A 16141-nucleotide genomic window follows, 5' to 3' on the forward strand; every position below is an offset into this window, starting at 1 on the left:
AATATTAACTAAAATTAAATTTAAAATTTTAATAATCAATTTCTTACAATTTTCTTATTAGTAAGGAATCGATTAAGATTTGGGTTTCTAACTTTACCTTCTTTTTAAATCTTAAGAACTTCTGAAACCATTATATTTTTCAATGTTTTCTAATATAAAGCCTGGCTTCAATCACTTACAAATTACTGGCAAACAGCATCTAACATATCATTTTTTTTAAATCATATACAAATTTTTCTTTTTTTAAATAAAAAAAGGCTGTCTGGAAAGATCCAGACAGCCCATACAACATTCTCAATAAGAGAATGAGTAAATTAACCCGATAAATTAGTCACCCCCCGGTTTAATAATTCATTCGGGTTAATATTTTTCAAATTAGTTATTGAGGAGTACAAACATTTCCTGTTACTCTAATATAAATTGGATAAGTGAAGGTTCCTTCTACCGTACTGTTAGGATCATTTTGATCTACACAAAATACATCTCCATTCTCACTATCCTTAATTTCAACTAGATATTCAGGCACTGTCGCACTTCCAGAATTCCAATTATACTCTATTCCCGCACCTGTTAAGGTAATGCCAAATGTAGCTGCATCAATTAAAGGTTGAGAAGCATCAACTATTGGAATTCCGGTATTTTGATTTACCTCTGCATAAGAACTGGCTGTTTGATCTAATACAATTGCTCTAAAGCATCCAGTTGAAGGATCTGAAATTGTCAAATCACAAGCTGTCGGCTCCACAGTTCCACAGTCTGGGCTAGGATTATTTACACAACCACTCGCTTCCTGTCCATTAGGAATGTCATCTCCATCACAATCAAAACCTGCATAATTAGGATTATCTGTATCACATTTATTTAGAGTATCATCATCATCACAATCCGCTTCTGGATTCGAAGGATTACAACCACTTCCATTTCCTCCACCGCCTATAGTCTCATCACCTTCCAAAGCATCTTCACATTCACCAACAAGTAAATGTAGATATTCATTGGTAGAGCCATCAGAGTTAAGTAATTCTTCCACGGCTTCCCAAGTCAATAATACGGGAACAGGAGTATTATCTATATTACCAGTTCCATCCCAGTCTTGAGGATAAACAATTAAATATAAATAAGGCTCGTCATCATCAAGATTTGCAGGGGGACCTGGAATTACCAGACATAGAGGATCAGCATAATATTCACCATCTCCATAATCTCCGGTAGTAGCCATTGCACTTGCATCATCCTCATGGTCGTATAATTGAATACCTGTATCATCAGTACCGAAGTAAAGATCAACAGAGTAATCAGCTACATAATGTCTACCGTTTTCATCACAATAATTCACAAAAAGACATAGTGGATAAATTGTTTCTGGTAGTATATCAAAGAATACATATCCATATTCATTTACCATACGGCGATCAAAACAAAGTACTTCAACACTTATATAAGGTTTAGTACCATCTTCTACCTCAAAGTCAAAAGGCAATGATCGATCTACATATCCATCAAATTGGTCAAGAGGAGCACCCTCTGTTCTTTTTGGAGCAATCCAAATTAAGTCACCATCTCCCTCTGGATCTCCATCATATACCATAAATCCATTCAGAGTTACTGTGACAGAACTATTATTTGCTACTGGTATTTTTAAAACTTCAGAATAATCTGTAAAATATCCGTTTTCATCTTCCAGGATATCAACCACTGCGGTGTAATCGCTTCCTCCATAGGAAAAATCAACTACCGCAACAGCGGGCTCTCCTTCTGAACAGTCTGGGATTTGATCAAAATGAGCTTTATTCATACCCCTGTTGGCCAGATCATTCAGCAGTGCTCCAAAACTTAGGTCTACTGAAGTAGCCTCCGGATCGTCAGAAGCGACAGGACTTGTTTCATCCTTGCTACAGGAGGTAAATAGCAAAGCTACAATTGCAACAATTGCTAAATATTTATTGATAATTTTCATAATATATATTTTTGTTTAATTTTTAAAATGGTTAAAAAATCCCACCCTGGAAGTTAATAATACCTTCCAGGATGGGATAAGTTTTAATCTAATAACAAGCTACTCCGTGAACAATTATCCAAAAACTGGTATCGTCACTGGTACGCTCTAAAGTGAAATCTAAATCACTTGAACTAACTTCGTCATTTCTATTATACTGACCTGGACTTTTTGCTGTATTTCCAGGGTTATCTTCACTTAAATAAACGTGAAGATCATCCAAACTAACTCCTGATTCAAGATCAATATCAAAATTCACCTCGTCTCCATCAACAGTAATTGTTACAGTTCCTACAAGTTCTCCTTTGCTAGTATCATTTTGACCAGCTCCAGCCCAGAAATTGAAAGTTTTACTATTACCATCAATTGTGGTGTCAAAGTTTTCAGCCCATCCCCAACGGTTGGCATTTGAAATGTCATTGATTTGTGTATCTCCAAACATGAATGCTGTTTCACATGTATCACCACCATTATCTTCTGGACAACCATCATTATCTTCTGGACCCTGTGTATCTGGACACAGATCATCACAATCTACTACACCATCATTATCAGTATCAGTGGTACAATCATCTAGGGGACAACCAAAATTATCAGCTGTACCAGCTTCATTAGGACAATCATCACAATCGCCAAATAAACCATCTCCGTCAGGATCGGTTCCTGGGCACTCATCATCAGGACATCCAAAATTATCAACAGTACCTGGTTCATCAGGACACTGATCATCTGGCACACAGTCACCATCTGGATCTGAAGGTGTTGGAACACCTGGGCACTCATCTATAGGAGTATCACAACCTATAAACAAATGGATATATTCCGCTGTTTCTCCATCTGCATTCAAGAGACCATTCACATCATTCCAGCTTAAACCAACTTCTATTAGCGGAGTATTATCAATATCTCCATAACTACCTGGCCAATCTAATGGTGTAATCACGTAGAATAAGTAATCTGTATCTGGATTCTCAAAAGGTGATCCCGGTACTACCAAACAAAGTGGATCGGCAGAGTTATTATCATCATTAGTATTAGGACTTGAACCCGCATCTGCACTATTATATAATTGTACTCTGGTTTCTCCATCATCATAATAAAGATCTACAGCATAATTACCTACATAATGTCTACCATCCACGCTTGGGCAATAGTTTGCAAAGAAACACAGTGGGTACAACTCTCCTGGAACCAGATCAAAGAATGGATATCCATATTCATTCACCATTCGGCGATCAAAACAGAGTACCTCTACATCTATATATGGTTTTGTTCCGTCCCGAACTTCGAAATCATATGGAAGAGGGTTGGTTACATACCCGTCAAATTCTCCTTCAACACTTTCAATTGGAGCAATCCATATTAAATTATCATTACTATCATAAACCATAAAGCTTTCCAGAGTCACTGTTGTAAATCCTTCATCCTCTACAGGAATTTTTAATAGCTCAGAATACTCAGTGAAATAACCATCACTATCTGAAAGAATATCCAATGTAATAGGACCTTCAGTATTTGCTGGCTGACCGTCATAACTGATTTCTAATACCACATAAGATGGCGGCTCTGCAGAGCAATCAGGGATATCATCAAAATGATCTTTATTAACAGAGGCTGCCCTGTTTACTAAATCGTTCAAAGCGGCTCCAAATGTAATTTCTACAGATTGTAGATTTGGATCATCTCCCGGAGAAGTTGTCTCCTCTTTGCTACATGAAGTGAAAAGCAATGCGAAGATCGCAAACACACTTATGCTAATTTTTAATTTTTTCATTTTTAAATTGTTTTAGTTAAATAATTAGAATGGTTAATAAATAATATGACTGCCCGGTTTAACGGGCAGTCATTAAAGTTCTATTCTACTAATTCAAGTTCACCGCAAGCGACCGGTCTAGTTGGATCGCCAGGAACACCATGCACTACAATCACTTTTTCATCCAGCGTTGTTAGCGCAGCTTTTTGAGTAGCGTCAAGTGTAAATGTTCTATTATATAAATAAGTACCAGAACCACTAGGCGTTGGAAAATCTCCTCCAACATTATCTAAAGCCAATTGTACTCCTCCATAGAATGGAATTCCTTCGGTTAAACTGATTATTCCATCATCATTGGTATCAGCTTCATCCGGAGGACAAGTAGCATCTCCTGTATCAAATCCATGAATATGTTGCAGGTGTTGCATTCCGGTAGCTATATTCATCGCTATAATACTTACTTCCAATTTAGATCCTTCAATACTCGCTGCTGCCAAAGCCACAACTCCTGAATCATTCAATCCCTTTGCGCAGGTTTTGTATGTCATTTTATTATCTCTTGGATCATCAAAAATTGGAGGGGTATCTGGTTCGTCGCATCCTTCAAAGAAGTGGAAGTATTCCAGGTTATCATCTCCGTCGAAGAAAGTACGAACCTCCTCATCAGATAAAATAGTTGTTCTAATAAGCTCTCCATCATTAGCATTATAGTTTGGTCCGTCCTGAATTCTAATTTCAATTCTATAACGGTCTTCTTCGCCAATTCTGTCTGGTAATACGATACATAACGGATCTGCTGCTAATTCACCGGCCTCATTCTCGCCAACCTCTCTGGTTAAATCATCATATAATTGATCTACATTTTGATCATTCTCATCAACTGTCCATACGTCCACACTATAGGAAGCAACATAATGCCTACCGCTTGGAGGACAGAAGTTTCCGAAAATACAGAACTCTATAAGTTCGGTATTTTCAAGATCGAAGAATACATAACCATATTCATTGACCATACGTCTATCATAACAAAGAACCTCTACTGGTATATAAGGTTTTGTTCCGTCTCTTACTTCAATTGGTAGTGGTAGTGGATTATCAACATATCCATCAAACTGGCCTACTTCAGAAGAGATAGGCGCAATCCAGATTTCCTCACCCTCAGCATTAAAAACTATAAATTCATTTAAAGTAACCACGGTCATACCACCATTATCAACTGGTATCTTCAAATCTTCAGAATAATCTGTGAAATAAACGGTTCCATCAAAAAGAATGTCAATAGTTATGATATCATCCGGATCACTTTCCTGTCCGGCATAAGAGATCTTTAACTCAACATAAGCTGGAGTTGTGCTGGAACAATCAGGAATTTGATTAAAATGATTTTTGTTCACAGAGGCGGCTCTGTTCACCAGGTCATTTAATGCGGCCTCAAAAGAAAGTTCCGCATAGGCTATAGTATCCGGATCTTGAGTTGAGGAAGCTTCATCTTTACTACACCCGGCCAGGAGAAGCGCGAAAATTGCGCAAAATGCCAGATAATGATTAATTTTTTTCATAATACAAAGTTTTGGTTAATAAAAATTTAGAATGGATAATAAACTGTCTGTTCCAATCATGGCACATAAGTCCACAAGGAATAAGTTTCAATAAGAAAATCGGATTGCTACACTGGGCAGCCGTTGGGAGTGACTAAGTTTTCATAATTAGTAGTGTTAGTTAATATTATTTAGAATGGTTAATAAATTATATATACAGACCTCCCCTAGGGAGAAATTATGTATCAATTCAAAAAACTAAAAAGATTCGGGGGCCATGTGTAGGTTCAATATAGAGAAGGGGGGAATTATTTATATTGAATGAAGTAAATGTATAAAAGACTGTGGCTATTGCTTATAGGGGATTTCCCCTATATTACACAAATAAACTTCTAATTAACAGTGATTTAATATTTTTACGACATTGGGAAATCAACCAATTTATGATTAATCGCATAAATCACACTTTCTAAAATTGTTTCAGAATTAGTTCTTTTTATAATGTTAGACCGGTGTTTTTCAATTGTTTTTGGGGAGATAAATAGCGCCTCAGATATTTCCTTGGTTTTATATCCTTTACATAAAAGCGCCATGATCTCCTTCTCTCTTTTAGTGAAACTAAAATCGGTTAATTCACTATTATCTTTAAAACATTTTTCTATCTGGTCTGCATGACTACCAATTTTTTCGTCGATGAAATATTCATCTCCGGAAAAATCAATAAGCATGATAAATTGATCTGATATATTACGACTTAGCTTAGAAAAACTTATTCGGGCATTTCTTAATTTATCCTTATTAATTAATAATGAAGTCGTGGTTACAGCTTTCAAATGTTTTCCACGGGCAAAATTTCGGAGGCTGGTTTTAACTTTGGCTTTATTTTCTATATTAACCAAATCCGTTAATTTTAAACCTTCAGACTTTTCAATTTTAAAAGTCTTTTTGAATGCGTCATTCATCGCAATTATATTATTTTGCTGAAGTAAAACGATGGGCTGAGCCATTAAGTTAAATAAGCCCATAAAACAGTCATGCCAATAATTAAAATTTTTAGGAGGACTCTTTTTCAAAATCAGGGAAGCAATATGTTCCAGGCTTAATCGCTCCGGTAGATATTCATCGATCAATGAATTATATTTCTTCTTCATGATCGTTAAATCTGTACTTCTACCATATACTATCAGGAAGCTTTTGGTGAGAAAATGGGTGGCTTTAAAATTTTTAAGGTTTCTAAAATCAGAAATTTTAGTATAGGAAGTCTTATCAAAAAAAATAGTATCGGGCAACAGATTAAGGGCGATATTATAGGCCACATGAATAGATTTTTCAGAAGTAACCTCAAAATTCACACTAACTTTTTCAATAAGTTTATCTATAAAATCCTGATTTCTGCTAACAATTAAAATCTGTCTTTTTTCCATCTTCAATCAACATTAAAAAAATTAATAATTTTCTTTTGAATACAAGGGCTAGTATTCCAAACATCAAAAGATGTCATTTTAGATTTAAAAGAAAGATTTGGGAAAGAGTTTTTAACTTATCAAATATAGGGGATTTCACTTATTTTCGATAAAAATTATAGTAATATTACACTGACAATCAGTAATTTAATAAGGAGTTTAAAGTCTTATTTTAAGGTATTAAAATCATTCTTTAACTTTTCAATTTGGTATGGATATTCTTTTTGTATTTATCGGAAAGCAGCTATAACGTCAAAATTTACAGCTATCTTAACATCAGTAGATTGCCAATAGCTTTCTAAATAATAATACAATAAGTAACTTTGCCACCTTGAAAAAATATATGGCAAAAACTGAAGATAGAATTGAAGTACTCGGAGCCCGGGTTCATAATTTAAAAAACATTGATGTTAATATTCCCAGAGAAAAGCTTGTGGTTATTACAGGTCTTTCCGGTTCGGGTAAATCATCCCTGGCTTTTGATACTATTTATGCTGAAGGACAACGGCGCTATATTGAAACCTTTTCAGCATATGCACGTCAGTTTCTGGGAAGCCTGGAAAGACCGGATGTAGATAAAATTGAGGGCCTTTCCCCGGTTATCGCCATAGAACAAAAAACCACCTCTAAAAATCCCAGAAGTACTGTAGGTACTATTACAGAGATCTATGATTTTCTCCGGTTACTTTTTGCCAGGGCCGCAGAAGCTTACAGTTATAACACCGGCGAGAAGATGGTAAGTTATACCGACTCTCAAATTAAGGACCTGATCCTTGAAAAATTTAAAGATAGAAAAGTTAGTATTCTGGCCCCGGTTATCCGAAGTAGGAAGGGTCATTACCGGGAATTATTTGAACAGATCGCAAAGCAGGGTTTTATAAAAGTCCGGGCAGATGAAGAATTAGTGGATATTGAAAAAGGTATGAAGCTGGACCGCTACAAGACTCATGATATCGAGATCGTTATTGACCGTTTAAAGATTGAAGACAAACCAGATTCTGATAAGCGCCTCGAAGAAAGTATTAAAACAGCCATGTATCATGGAGACGATACTTTAATGATTCTTGATCAGGAAACAGAAAATATAAGGTATTTCAGCAGGAATTTAATGTGTCCTACCACAGGGATTAGTTATCCCAATCCAGAACCTAATAGTTTTTCTTTTAATTCTCCTAAGGGGGCTTGTCCTAATTGTAATGGCATTGGTACTCTTTATACGGTTAACACTGATAAAATTATTCCAGACAGGGGGAAAACTATCAAAAATGGCGGTTTGGCACCTCATGGCCCACAGAAGAAAAACTGGGTATTTTCTCAGTTGGAATTGATCTCGGAAAGATTTGATTTCAGCTTAAATGATCCCATCAAAAAGATTCCTGAAGAAGCACTGGAAATGATCCTGCATGGGGGAAAAGAAAAATTCTCCCGTGAGTCTAAAGCATTGGGTATCACCCGGGATTATAAAATTGATTTTGAAGGGGTTGCCACTTTTATTGAAACCACTTATAGAAATAACGATTCCACCTCTTTAAGAAGATGGGCTAAAGAATATATGGACAAAGTTATTTGTCTTGAATGTGAAGGATCAAGATTAAAGAAAGAAGCTCTTTACTTTAGGATTCATGATAAAAATATCGCTGAACTTGCCCATCTTGATATTACCGACCTCTATAAATGGTTTGAAGGGATTGAAAAAAAACTTAGCGATAAACAGCTTCAGATAGCGGAAGAAGTCATTAAAGAAATAAGAACGAGACTCCAGTTTTTACTGGATGTGGGATTAACATATCTTAATCTTAACCGTGGATCAAAATCACTTTCAGGCGGGGAAGCGCAGCGAATTAGGCTTGCTACTCAAATAGGATCTCAACTGGTTGGAGTACTATACATTCTTGATGAACCTAGTATAGGCCTGCATCAAAGAGATAACGAAAAACTGATCAATTCCCTGGAATCCCTCCGTGATATTGGTAACACCGTTATTGTGGTGGAACATGATAAAGATATGATTGAGAGAGCCGATCATGTTATAGATATAGGTCCCAGAGCAGGTAAGCATGGTGGTGAGATTATTAGTGAAGGTACCCCTGCCGAACTTATGGAACATGATACGCTCACGGCAGATTATCTAAGTGGGAAAAAAGAAATTCCGGTTCCCCAAGAGAGAAGAAAAGGAAATGGCAAAAAAATAGAACTTAAAGGAGCCACTGGTAATAACTTAAAAAATGTAAATATCAGCATCCCCTTGGGTAAGATGATCGCGGTTACCGGAGTTTCAGGTAGTGGAAAATCCACACTTATCAACGAGACCCTCTACCCTATCATGAATGCGCACTATTTTAATGGGGTAAAAAAACCTAAACCATATAAAAGTATAAAAGGCCTGGACCATATAGACAAGGTGATAGATATCAACCAGAGTCCTATTGGTCGTACCCCAAGATCCAATCCTGCTACCTATACCGGGGTGTTTTCAGAAATACGAAGTCTTTTTGCCAAGACGCCTGAGGCGCTGATAAGAGGTTATAAACCGGGTCGTTTCAGTTTCAATGTAAAAGGAGGAAGATGTGAAACCTGCAGAGGTGGCGGTCTTAGAGTAATTGAAATGAATTTTCTTCCCGACGTATATGTTGAATGCGAAACCTGCCAGGGAAAACGTTTCAACAGGGAAACACTGGAAATTCGTTACAAAGGAAAGTCTATTTCAGACATACTGGAAATGACCATAGATGAGGCTACTCCATTCTTTGAAAATATCCCGAAGATCTATAGAAAACTAAAAACCATACAGGATGTAGGTCTTGGCTATATTAGCCTGGGACAGCAGTCCACTACCCTATCTGGTGGAGAAGCCCAGCGAATCAAATTAGCCACAGAACTTTCAAAAAGAGATACCGGGAATACTTTCTATATATTAGACGAGCCAACCACTGGTTTACATTTTGAAGACATCAGAGTGCTAATGGATGTTCTAAATACCCTGACCAACAAAGGAAATACCGTTTTAATTATTGAACATAATATGGATGTTATCAAGATGGCAGACTATATTATTGATATTGGGTATGAGGGAGGAAAAGGTGGCGGAGAAGTTGTTGCCACCGGTACTCCTGAAGAGATTGTTAAAGACAAAAAAAGCTATACAGCAAAATTCCTGAAAAAGGAATTAAACTAACCAAAAATAATGATGAAGACGCATAGTACAAATAAGGCCTGGAACGAAATAAAAACGAATGACTCCTGGGCGATTTTTAAGATAATGGGAGAGTTTGTCAACGGCTATGAAAAGCTAAGTCAAATTGGACCTTGTGTATCTATATTTGGTTCTGCCAGGACCAAGCCAGATATGAAATACTATAAACTGGCAGAAAGAGTTGCTAAAAAAATTGTTGACCATGGTTACGGAGTGATCACCGGTGGTGGCCCAGGGATCATGGAAGCAGGTAACAAAGGTGCTCATCTTGCCGGGGGAACTTCTGTAGGCTTGAATATTGATTTACCTTTTGAACAACATGATAACCCATATATAGACAACGACAAAAGTCTCGATTTTGATTATTTCTTTGTACGTAAGGTAATGTTCGTAAAATATTCTCAGGGTTTTGTGGTAATGCCCGGAGGTTTTGGAACACTGGACGAACTTTTTGAAGCCATCACCCTTATCCAAACCCATAAAATCGATAAATTCCCGATCATACTGGTAGGAAGTGAATTTTGGGGCGGCCTGGTAGACTGGATCAAAACAACCCTTTTAGATAGCTTCAATAATATTAGTGCAGTAGACATAGATCTGGTCCAGGTGGTAGATACCGAAGATGAAGTGATAGAAATCCTTGATCAATTCTATGATGAATATAATCTTAGTCCTAATTTCTAGTTAACAGGCCTGTTGAAGGTATCAAAGTTTGTTTATATTTAGCCCTGATTGCTTATCAGCACTAAAACTATTGCTAGTTGAAGAACCTTTCGTTATTCCTGATTCTTTTCATTTTTTCAGGGTGGCTTTCTGCTCAGAATGTCATCAATGTGAAGGCGCGTCTTATAGACAGCACACATACCCTGCAAATAGATCAGGATATTACGTTTGTTAATACAGAAGAAAGAGAACTGGTAAGTATTTATCTAAATGACTGGAATAATGCTTTCAGCTCAAAAACCTCTGCTCTGGCAAAACGTTTTGCTGAAGATTATGCAAGACGTTTTCACTTTGCCAAAGATAGAGAGCGCGGGTATACTACTATAAATACAGTCGAAAAAAAATCTGGATCTAGCCTGGAATGGGACCGACCGGGAAATGTTGTGGACCTTCTTCGAATAAAGCTGGAAGAACCCTTAGCTCCCGGGGATTCAATAGATTTACATTTAAACTATGAAGTAAAAGTTCCGGATGATAAATTCACCCGTTACGGCCGGGATGGGGAAGGTAATTATAAATTAAGGTATTGGTACATGGTTCCTGCCCCATTGGATAATGGCTGGAAATTATATAGTCACCAGGACCTGGGATTACAATATTTACGACCTCATAAAGTAAATATTTCCATAGATGTTCCTACTGAATTTTATGCGGCTTCGAGCCTGGACCTATTAAGAACAATTACAAATCAGGGGTACAAAACCATCATTTTTTCTGGAGAAGATAGAGTGGATAGTAAAATATATCTGACGAAATCTTTCATTTTTGAATCTTTAAAAGCGAATTCAACCCAGGTCATTACTAATATTGAAGATGAAGATATTCAGCTGGATGTTAAAAATACATTACTCGACAGGACTGTTGGTTTTCTCAATAAGAGGCTGGGTGACTATCCACACAAGAATATTTTTGTCACTCAGGAAGACTATTTGAATAGCCCGATTTATGGGTTAAATCAACTTCCAAGTTTTATTAGACCCTTCCCTGATGGTTTTCAATATGATTTAAAACTATTTAAGACTATCACCAATAACTATCTTCAGAATACTATTCTTTTGGATCCAAGAACAGAAAAATGGGTCACCGATGCAATCATGGTTTCTTTAATGATGGATTATGTTGATGAGTACTATCCTAAAATGAAATTAATAGGAAACCTGAGCAAGATCATTGGGGTTAGATGGTTTCATGCTGCCGATCTGGAATTTAACGATCAGTATCAATTCCTGTATATGAATATGGCCAGGATGAATTTAGATCAGCCACTTATTACCAGTCAGGATTCCTTGGTGAAGTTTAATAAGAATATCGCCAATGCCTATAAAGCAGGAGTGGGAATTAAATATTTAGAAGAATTTCTGGGTGATGAATCGGTAAAAGAATCAATTTCAGAATTCTATTCAGAATATAAACTGAAGCCGGTAACCGATGATGATTTTGTTGGTGTGCTTCAAAAAAATGCCGAAAAAGATATTTCCTGGTTCTATGAAGATTATGTTAGTACCAATAAAAAAATAGATTTTAAGATTACAAATATTGAGAGACTCGAAGATTCTTTGGAAGTAACCATTAAAAATCTTAGTGATACAGAAATGCCGGTTAGCTTATATGGCTTAAAAGATGGAGAAGCGGTTTATAAGGAATGGGTTGAGAATGTTCGAAATACTAAAACTGTAAAAATTCCAAATACTGATAATTTTGAGCGCCTTGCCCTTAATTATGAACAGGAAATCCCTGAATTCAATCAACGAAACAATTACGAGGGAGTTACAAAATTACTTGATAAGCCCTTCCAGTTCAGGTTTTTTCAGGACGTGGAAGATCCACGCTATAACCAGGTATTCTTTATGCCTGAATTTGAATACAACCTCTATGATGGTGTTGCTATAGGTCCAAAATTATACAATAAAACCGTTCTAAGTAAGACCTTTAATTTTTCAATTTCTCCAAAATATGGTTTCAACAGTAAGACATTTGTAGGTTCGGCTTCATTCTACAACTCACATCAATTTGAGAATAAAGAACTTAATTTGATCTATTATGGAATTGGAGGCTCCCGCTTTTCTTACGGCTACAATCTTTTCTACGAAAAATTTACCCCATTTTTGGTATTCTCTTTTCGTAACTCCTATTTAAGGAGCAATGAAAGACAACGCCTTTCTATTAGAAATATAAATGTAAGCAGGGACCAAAATCCGTTAGATCCTCTCCTGGTTCCAGATTACAATGTTTTTAACGTTAATTACAGCTACAGTAATCCCAATTTTCTCAAGCATCTTACTGCCTCTGTAGATTATCAGCTATCAGATAAATTCAGTAAAATTTCGGTGACCGGGGAATACCGAAAATTATTTACCAATAACAGGCAAATTAATTTAAGATTTTTCGCGGGTACTTTTCTATATAATGATGTGCGATCTAATGATTACTTCAGTTTTGCCCTGGACAGGCCAACAGATTATTTATTCGATTATAATTATTACGGTAGAAGCCAGGGAAGCGGACTTTTCAGCCAGCAGATCATCGTAGCCGAAGGTGGTTTTAAATCCCAGTTACAACCCGAATATGCCAACGAATGGATTACCACCATGAATGCCAGCACCAATATCTGGAAGTGGATCTATGCCTACGGAGATGTGGGTATAGTTAAAAACAGAGGTGATAACGGTGAACTTTTATATGATTCCGGAATAAGACTTAGTCTTGTGCAGGATTATTTTGAACTTTTCTTTCCTGTATATTCTAGTCTAGGCTGGGAGATCGATGAACCGGATTATGACCAGAGAATTAGATTTATTGTAGCACTAGATCTAAATACCTTGATCAGATTGTTTACGAGGCGCTGGTATTAAACTATAAATCAATTATTAAAACATCCTTAGCTTAATTTCGGTATTGTCAACGAATTCTTAATAAGTAGATGTTTAATTCTAAAATAAATAATAATTAAAGGTTAAAATTGCATTATTATCATTTTTAGGTCGAAAATTTGAATTGTATTTAATCATACTTTTCGCTACATTTGTTACCATTCAAAATAATGTTCATGCAAAGCGAGACACAAACTGAAAATTCTATTTCATTTGATGAATTCAAATCTCAGGTTCTTGAAGACTATAAAATTGCTGTTACCAGTAGAGAATGCAGTCTTTTAGGAAGAAGAGAAGTACTTACCGGGAAGGCGAAGTTCGGAATATTTGGAGACGGAAAGGAAGTACCACAGCTAGCTATGGCTAAAGCTTTTAAAAACGGAGATTTTAGATCTGGTTATTACCGTGATCAAACCTTCATGATGGCTATCAATGAACTTACTCCTGAACAATTCTTTGCCGGACTTTACGCTGATACCAATATTGAAAATGAACCTATGTCTGGAGGGCGCCAAATGGGTGGTCATTTTATGACACATAGTCTGGACAAAAATGGAGATTGGAAATATCTTATGGAACAGAAGAATTCCAGTTCAGATATTTCTCCTACTGCTGGACAAATGCCACGTCTGCTGGGACTTGCACAGGCTTCAAAAATATATAGAAATGTTGATGGAATTCAGGCTGAAAAATTTTCTGACAAGGGAAATGAAGTGGCCTGGGGTACTATTGGAAATGCAAGTACTAGTGAAGGTCACTTCTGGGAAACCATTAATGCGGCCGGGGTATTGCAGGTTCCTATGGTAATGAATGTATGGGATGATGAATATGGAATCTCTGTTCATGCAAAACACCAAACCACCAAAGAAAATATCTCCGAGATCCTGAAAGGATTTCAAAGAGACGAAAATAATAAGGGATATGAGATCTTTGTTGTAGAAGGTTGGAATTATCCCGCTCTCGTTGATACTTATGAAAAAGCATCACAGATCGCTAGAAAGGAACATTGTCCCGTGCTTATTCACGTGATAGAATTAACACAGCCTCAGGGTCATTCAACTTCTGGGTCTCATGAGAGATATAAGTCTGAAGAAAGACTTAAATGGGAGAAAGAACATGATTGCAATCTGAAGTTCAGAGAATGGATGATCGAGAATGATTTTGCTACTTCAGAGCAATTAGATGAACTGGAGAAGGAAATTAAAAAAGAGATCAGAGGTGCCAAGCACAAAGCCTGGACAGCCTATTTAAATCCTACTCTTACCAAGCAAAAAGAATTGCTTAAACTTCTTGAGAATGCCGCAGGGTCAAGTTCAAATTCGAATTTCATTAGATCTATAAAGAAAGAGATCGCAGGACTTAAGGAACCATTTAAAAAAGACCTTGTATCTGCTGCAAGAAAAACGCTTAGATACCTAATTGGCGAAAATACTTCTGAAAAAACCGCTATTATTGACTGGTTGAATGAATTTTCAGAACTGGCCTATAATGATTATGCCTCTCACCTTTATAAAGAAGAGGATACGAAAATTGAAATACTTCCCACATTTGATGATGATTCAGAAGAAGTTGATGCCCGGATTATTTTAAGGGATAATTTTGATGCTATTTTCAGTAAATATCCTGAAACTCTGATCTTTGGGGAAGATTCAGGAGAAATTGGAGATGTAAATCAGGGACTTGAAGGACTTCAGAAGAAATACGGAGAATTTAGAGTTTCTGATACCGGTATTAGAGAAGCTACCATCTTAGGACAGGGAATTGGAATGTCTATGAGAGGTTTAAGACCAATTGCTGAAATTCAATACCTTGATTATGTGATGTACTGTCTTCAGGGGATGAGTGATGATCTCGCCACCGTACATTATCGTACCAAAGGAAAGCAAAAAGCGCCTCTTATCGTAAGAAGCAGAGGTCACCGGCTGGAAGGTATATGGCATAGTGGCTCTCAAATGGGCGGCATGCTGAATTTACTTCGAGGTATGTATGTACTGGTTCCGAGAAATATGACCAAAGCTGCCGGGTTCTACAATACTTTATTAGGGCTTGATACTCCGGCTATGGTCATTGAATGTTTGAACGGATATAGATTAAAAGAAAAACTTCCAACGAACTTAGGAGAGCTTAAAACTCCTATTGGTGTAACCGAGACCGTTCGTGAGGGAAGTGATATCACTTTGGTCTCTTATGGATCAACCCTGAGAATTGTGGAAGAAGTGGCCAGAGAATTGAACGAAGTTGATATTGATGCAGAGGTTATAGATGTTCAGTCATTACTTCCATTCGATATTAATCATGATATTGTAAAAAGCGTCGAGAAAACAAACCGACTTTTAGTAATAGATGAAGATGTTCCGGGAGGAGCTTCGGCTTATATTCTACAAAAGATCCTGGATGAGCAAAATGCGTACAGATTTTTAGATAGTAAACCTCAAACCCTAACGGCCAAAGAACACAGACCGGCTTATGGGACGGATGGAGACTATTTTTCAAAACCATCTTCTGAAGATATCTTTGAAAAGATCTATTCTATTATGCATGAATCAAATCCTCAGAAATATCCAAAATTGAGATAAATCAAACACTTATATAAAGAGGAAGCCGC

Annotated in this window: 8 protein-coding genes; 4 read left to right on the forward strand and 4 right to left on the reverse strand. The window is 36.7% G+C overall.

Going from position 1 to position 16141, the window contains the following annotated elements; all coding sequences use genetic code 11:
• Positions 1-379: 379 nt before the first annotated feature.
• The 4 genes from LGQ90_RS05190 to LGQ90_RS05205 form a co-directional block, all read right to left on the reverse strand.
• Entirely contained in the window at positions 380-1957 is a 1578-nt protein-coding gene (locus LGQ90_RS05190) for a hypothetical protein (protein ID WP_229338872.1), read from the reverse strand.
• 88 nt (positions 1958-2045) lie between these two features.
• Positions 2046-3770 carry a hypothetical protein gene (locus tag LGQ90_RS05195; RefSeq protein ID WP_229338874.1) on the reverse strand — a complete coding sequence of 575 codons (1725 nt, stop codon included), beginning with the start codon at positions 3768-3770 and terminating at the stop codon, positions 2046-2048.
• A gap of 80 nt (positions 3771-3850) precedes the next feature.
• A complete protein-coding gene (locus LGQ90_RS05200) occupies positions 3851-5308 on the reverse strand; it encodes a hypothetical protein (RefSeq protein ID WP_229338876.1) in 1458 nt (485 codons plus the stop codon).
• A 395-nt stretch (positions 5309-5703) separates the two neighbouring features.
• Entirely contained in the window at positions 5704-6711 is a 1008-nt protein-coding gene (locus LGQ90_RS05205) for a response regulator transcription factor (RefSeq protein WP_229338878.1), read from the reverse strand.
• Between the two features lie 382 nt (positions 6712-7093).
• Between LGQ90_RS05205 and uvrA the strand changes: the two genes are divergently transcribed.
• From uvrA to LGQ90_RS05225, 4 genes are all read left to right on the forward strand, one after another.
• On the forward strand, positions 7094-9925 hold the full coding sequence (uvrA, locus tag LGQ90_RS05210) for an excinuclease ABC subunit UvrA (protein ID WP_229338881.1): 2832 nt from the start codon (positions 7094-7096) through the stop codon (positions 9923-9925).
• Positions 9926-9937: 12 nt separating this feature from the next.
• The gene (locus LGQ90_RS05215) at positions 9938-10627 is read left to right on the forward strand and encodes an LOG family protein (protein WP_229340053.1); all 690 of its coding nucleotides are present in this window, start codon (positions 9938-9940) and stop codon (positions 10625-10627) included.
• 77 nt (positions 10628-10704) lie between these two features.
• Positions 10705-13518, forward strand: coding sequence for a gluzincin family metallopeptidase (locus LGQ90_RS05220; RefSeq protein WP_229338882.1), 2814 nt, complete (start codon positions 10705-10707; stop codon positions 13516-13518).
• A 194-nt stretch (positions 13519-13712) separates the two neighbouring features.
• Positions 13713-16112, forward strand: a complete 2400-nt coding sequence (locus LGQ90_RS05225; protein WP_229338884.1) for an alpha-ketoacid dehydrogenase subunit alpha/beta — start codon at positions 13713-13715, stop codon at positions 16110-16112.
• Positions 16113-16141: the final 29 nt, after the last annotated feature.

The organism is Christiangramia sediminis (genome assembly GCF_020552705.1).
Taxonomy (GTDB): domain Bacteria; phylum Bacteroidota; class Bacteroidia; order Flavobacteriales; family Flavobacteriaceae; genus Christiangramia; species Christiangramia sediminis.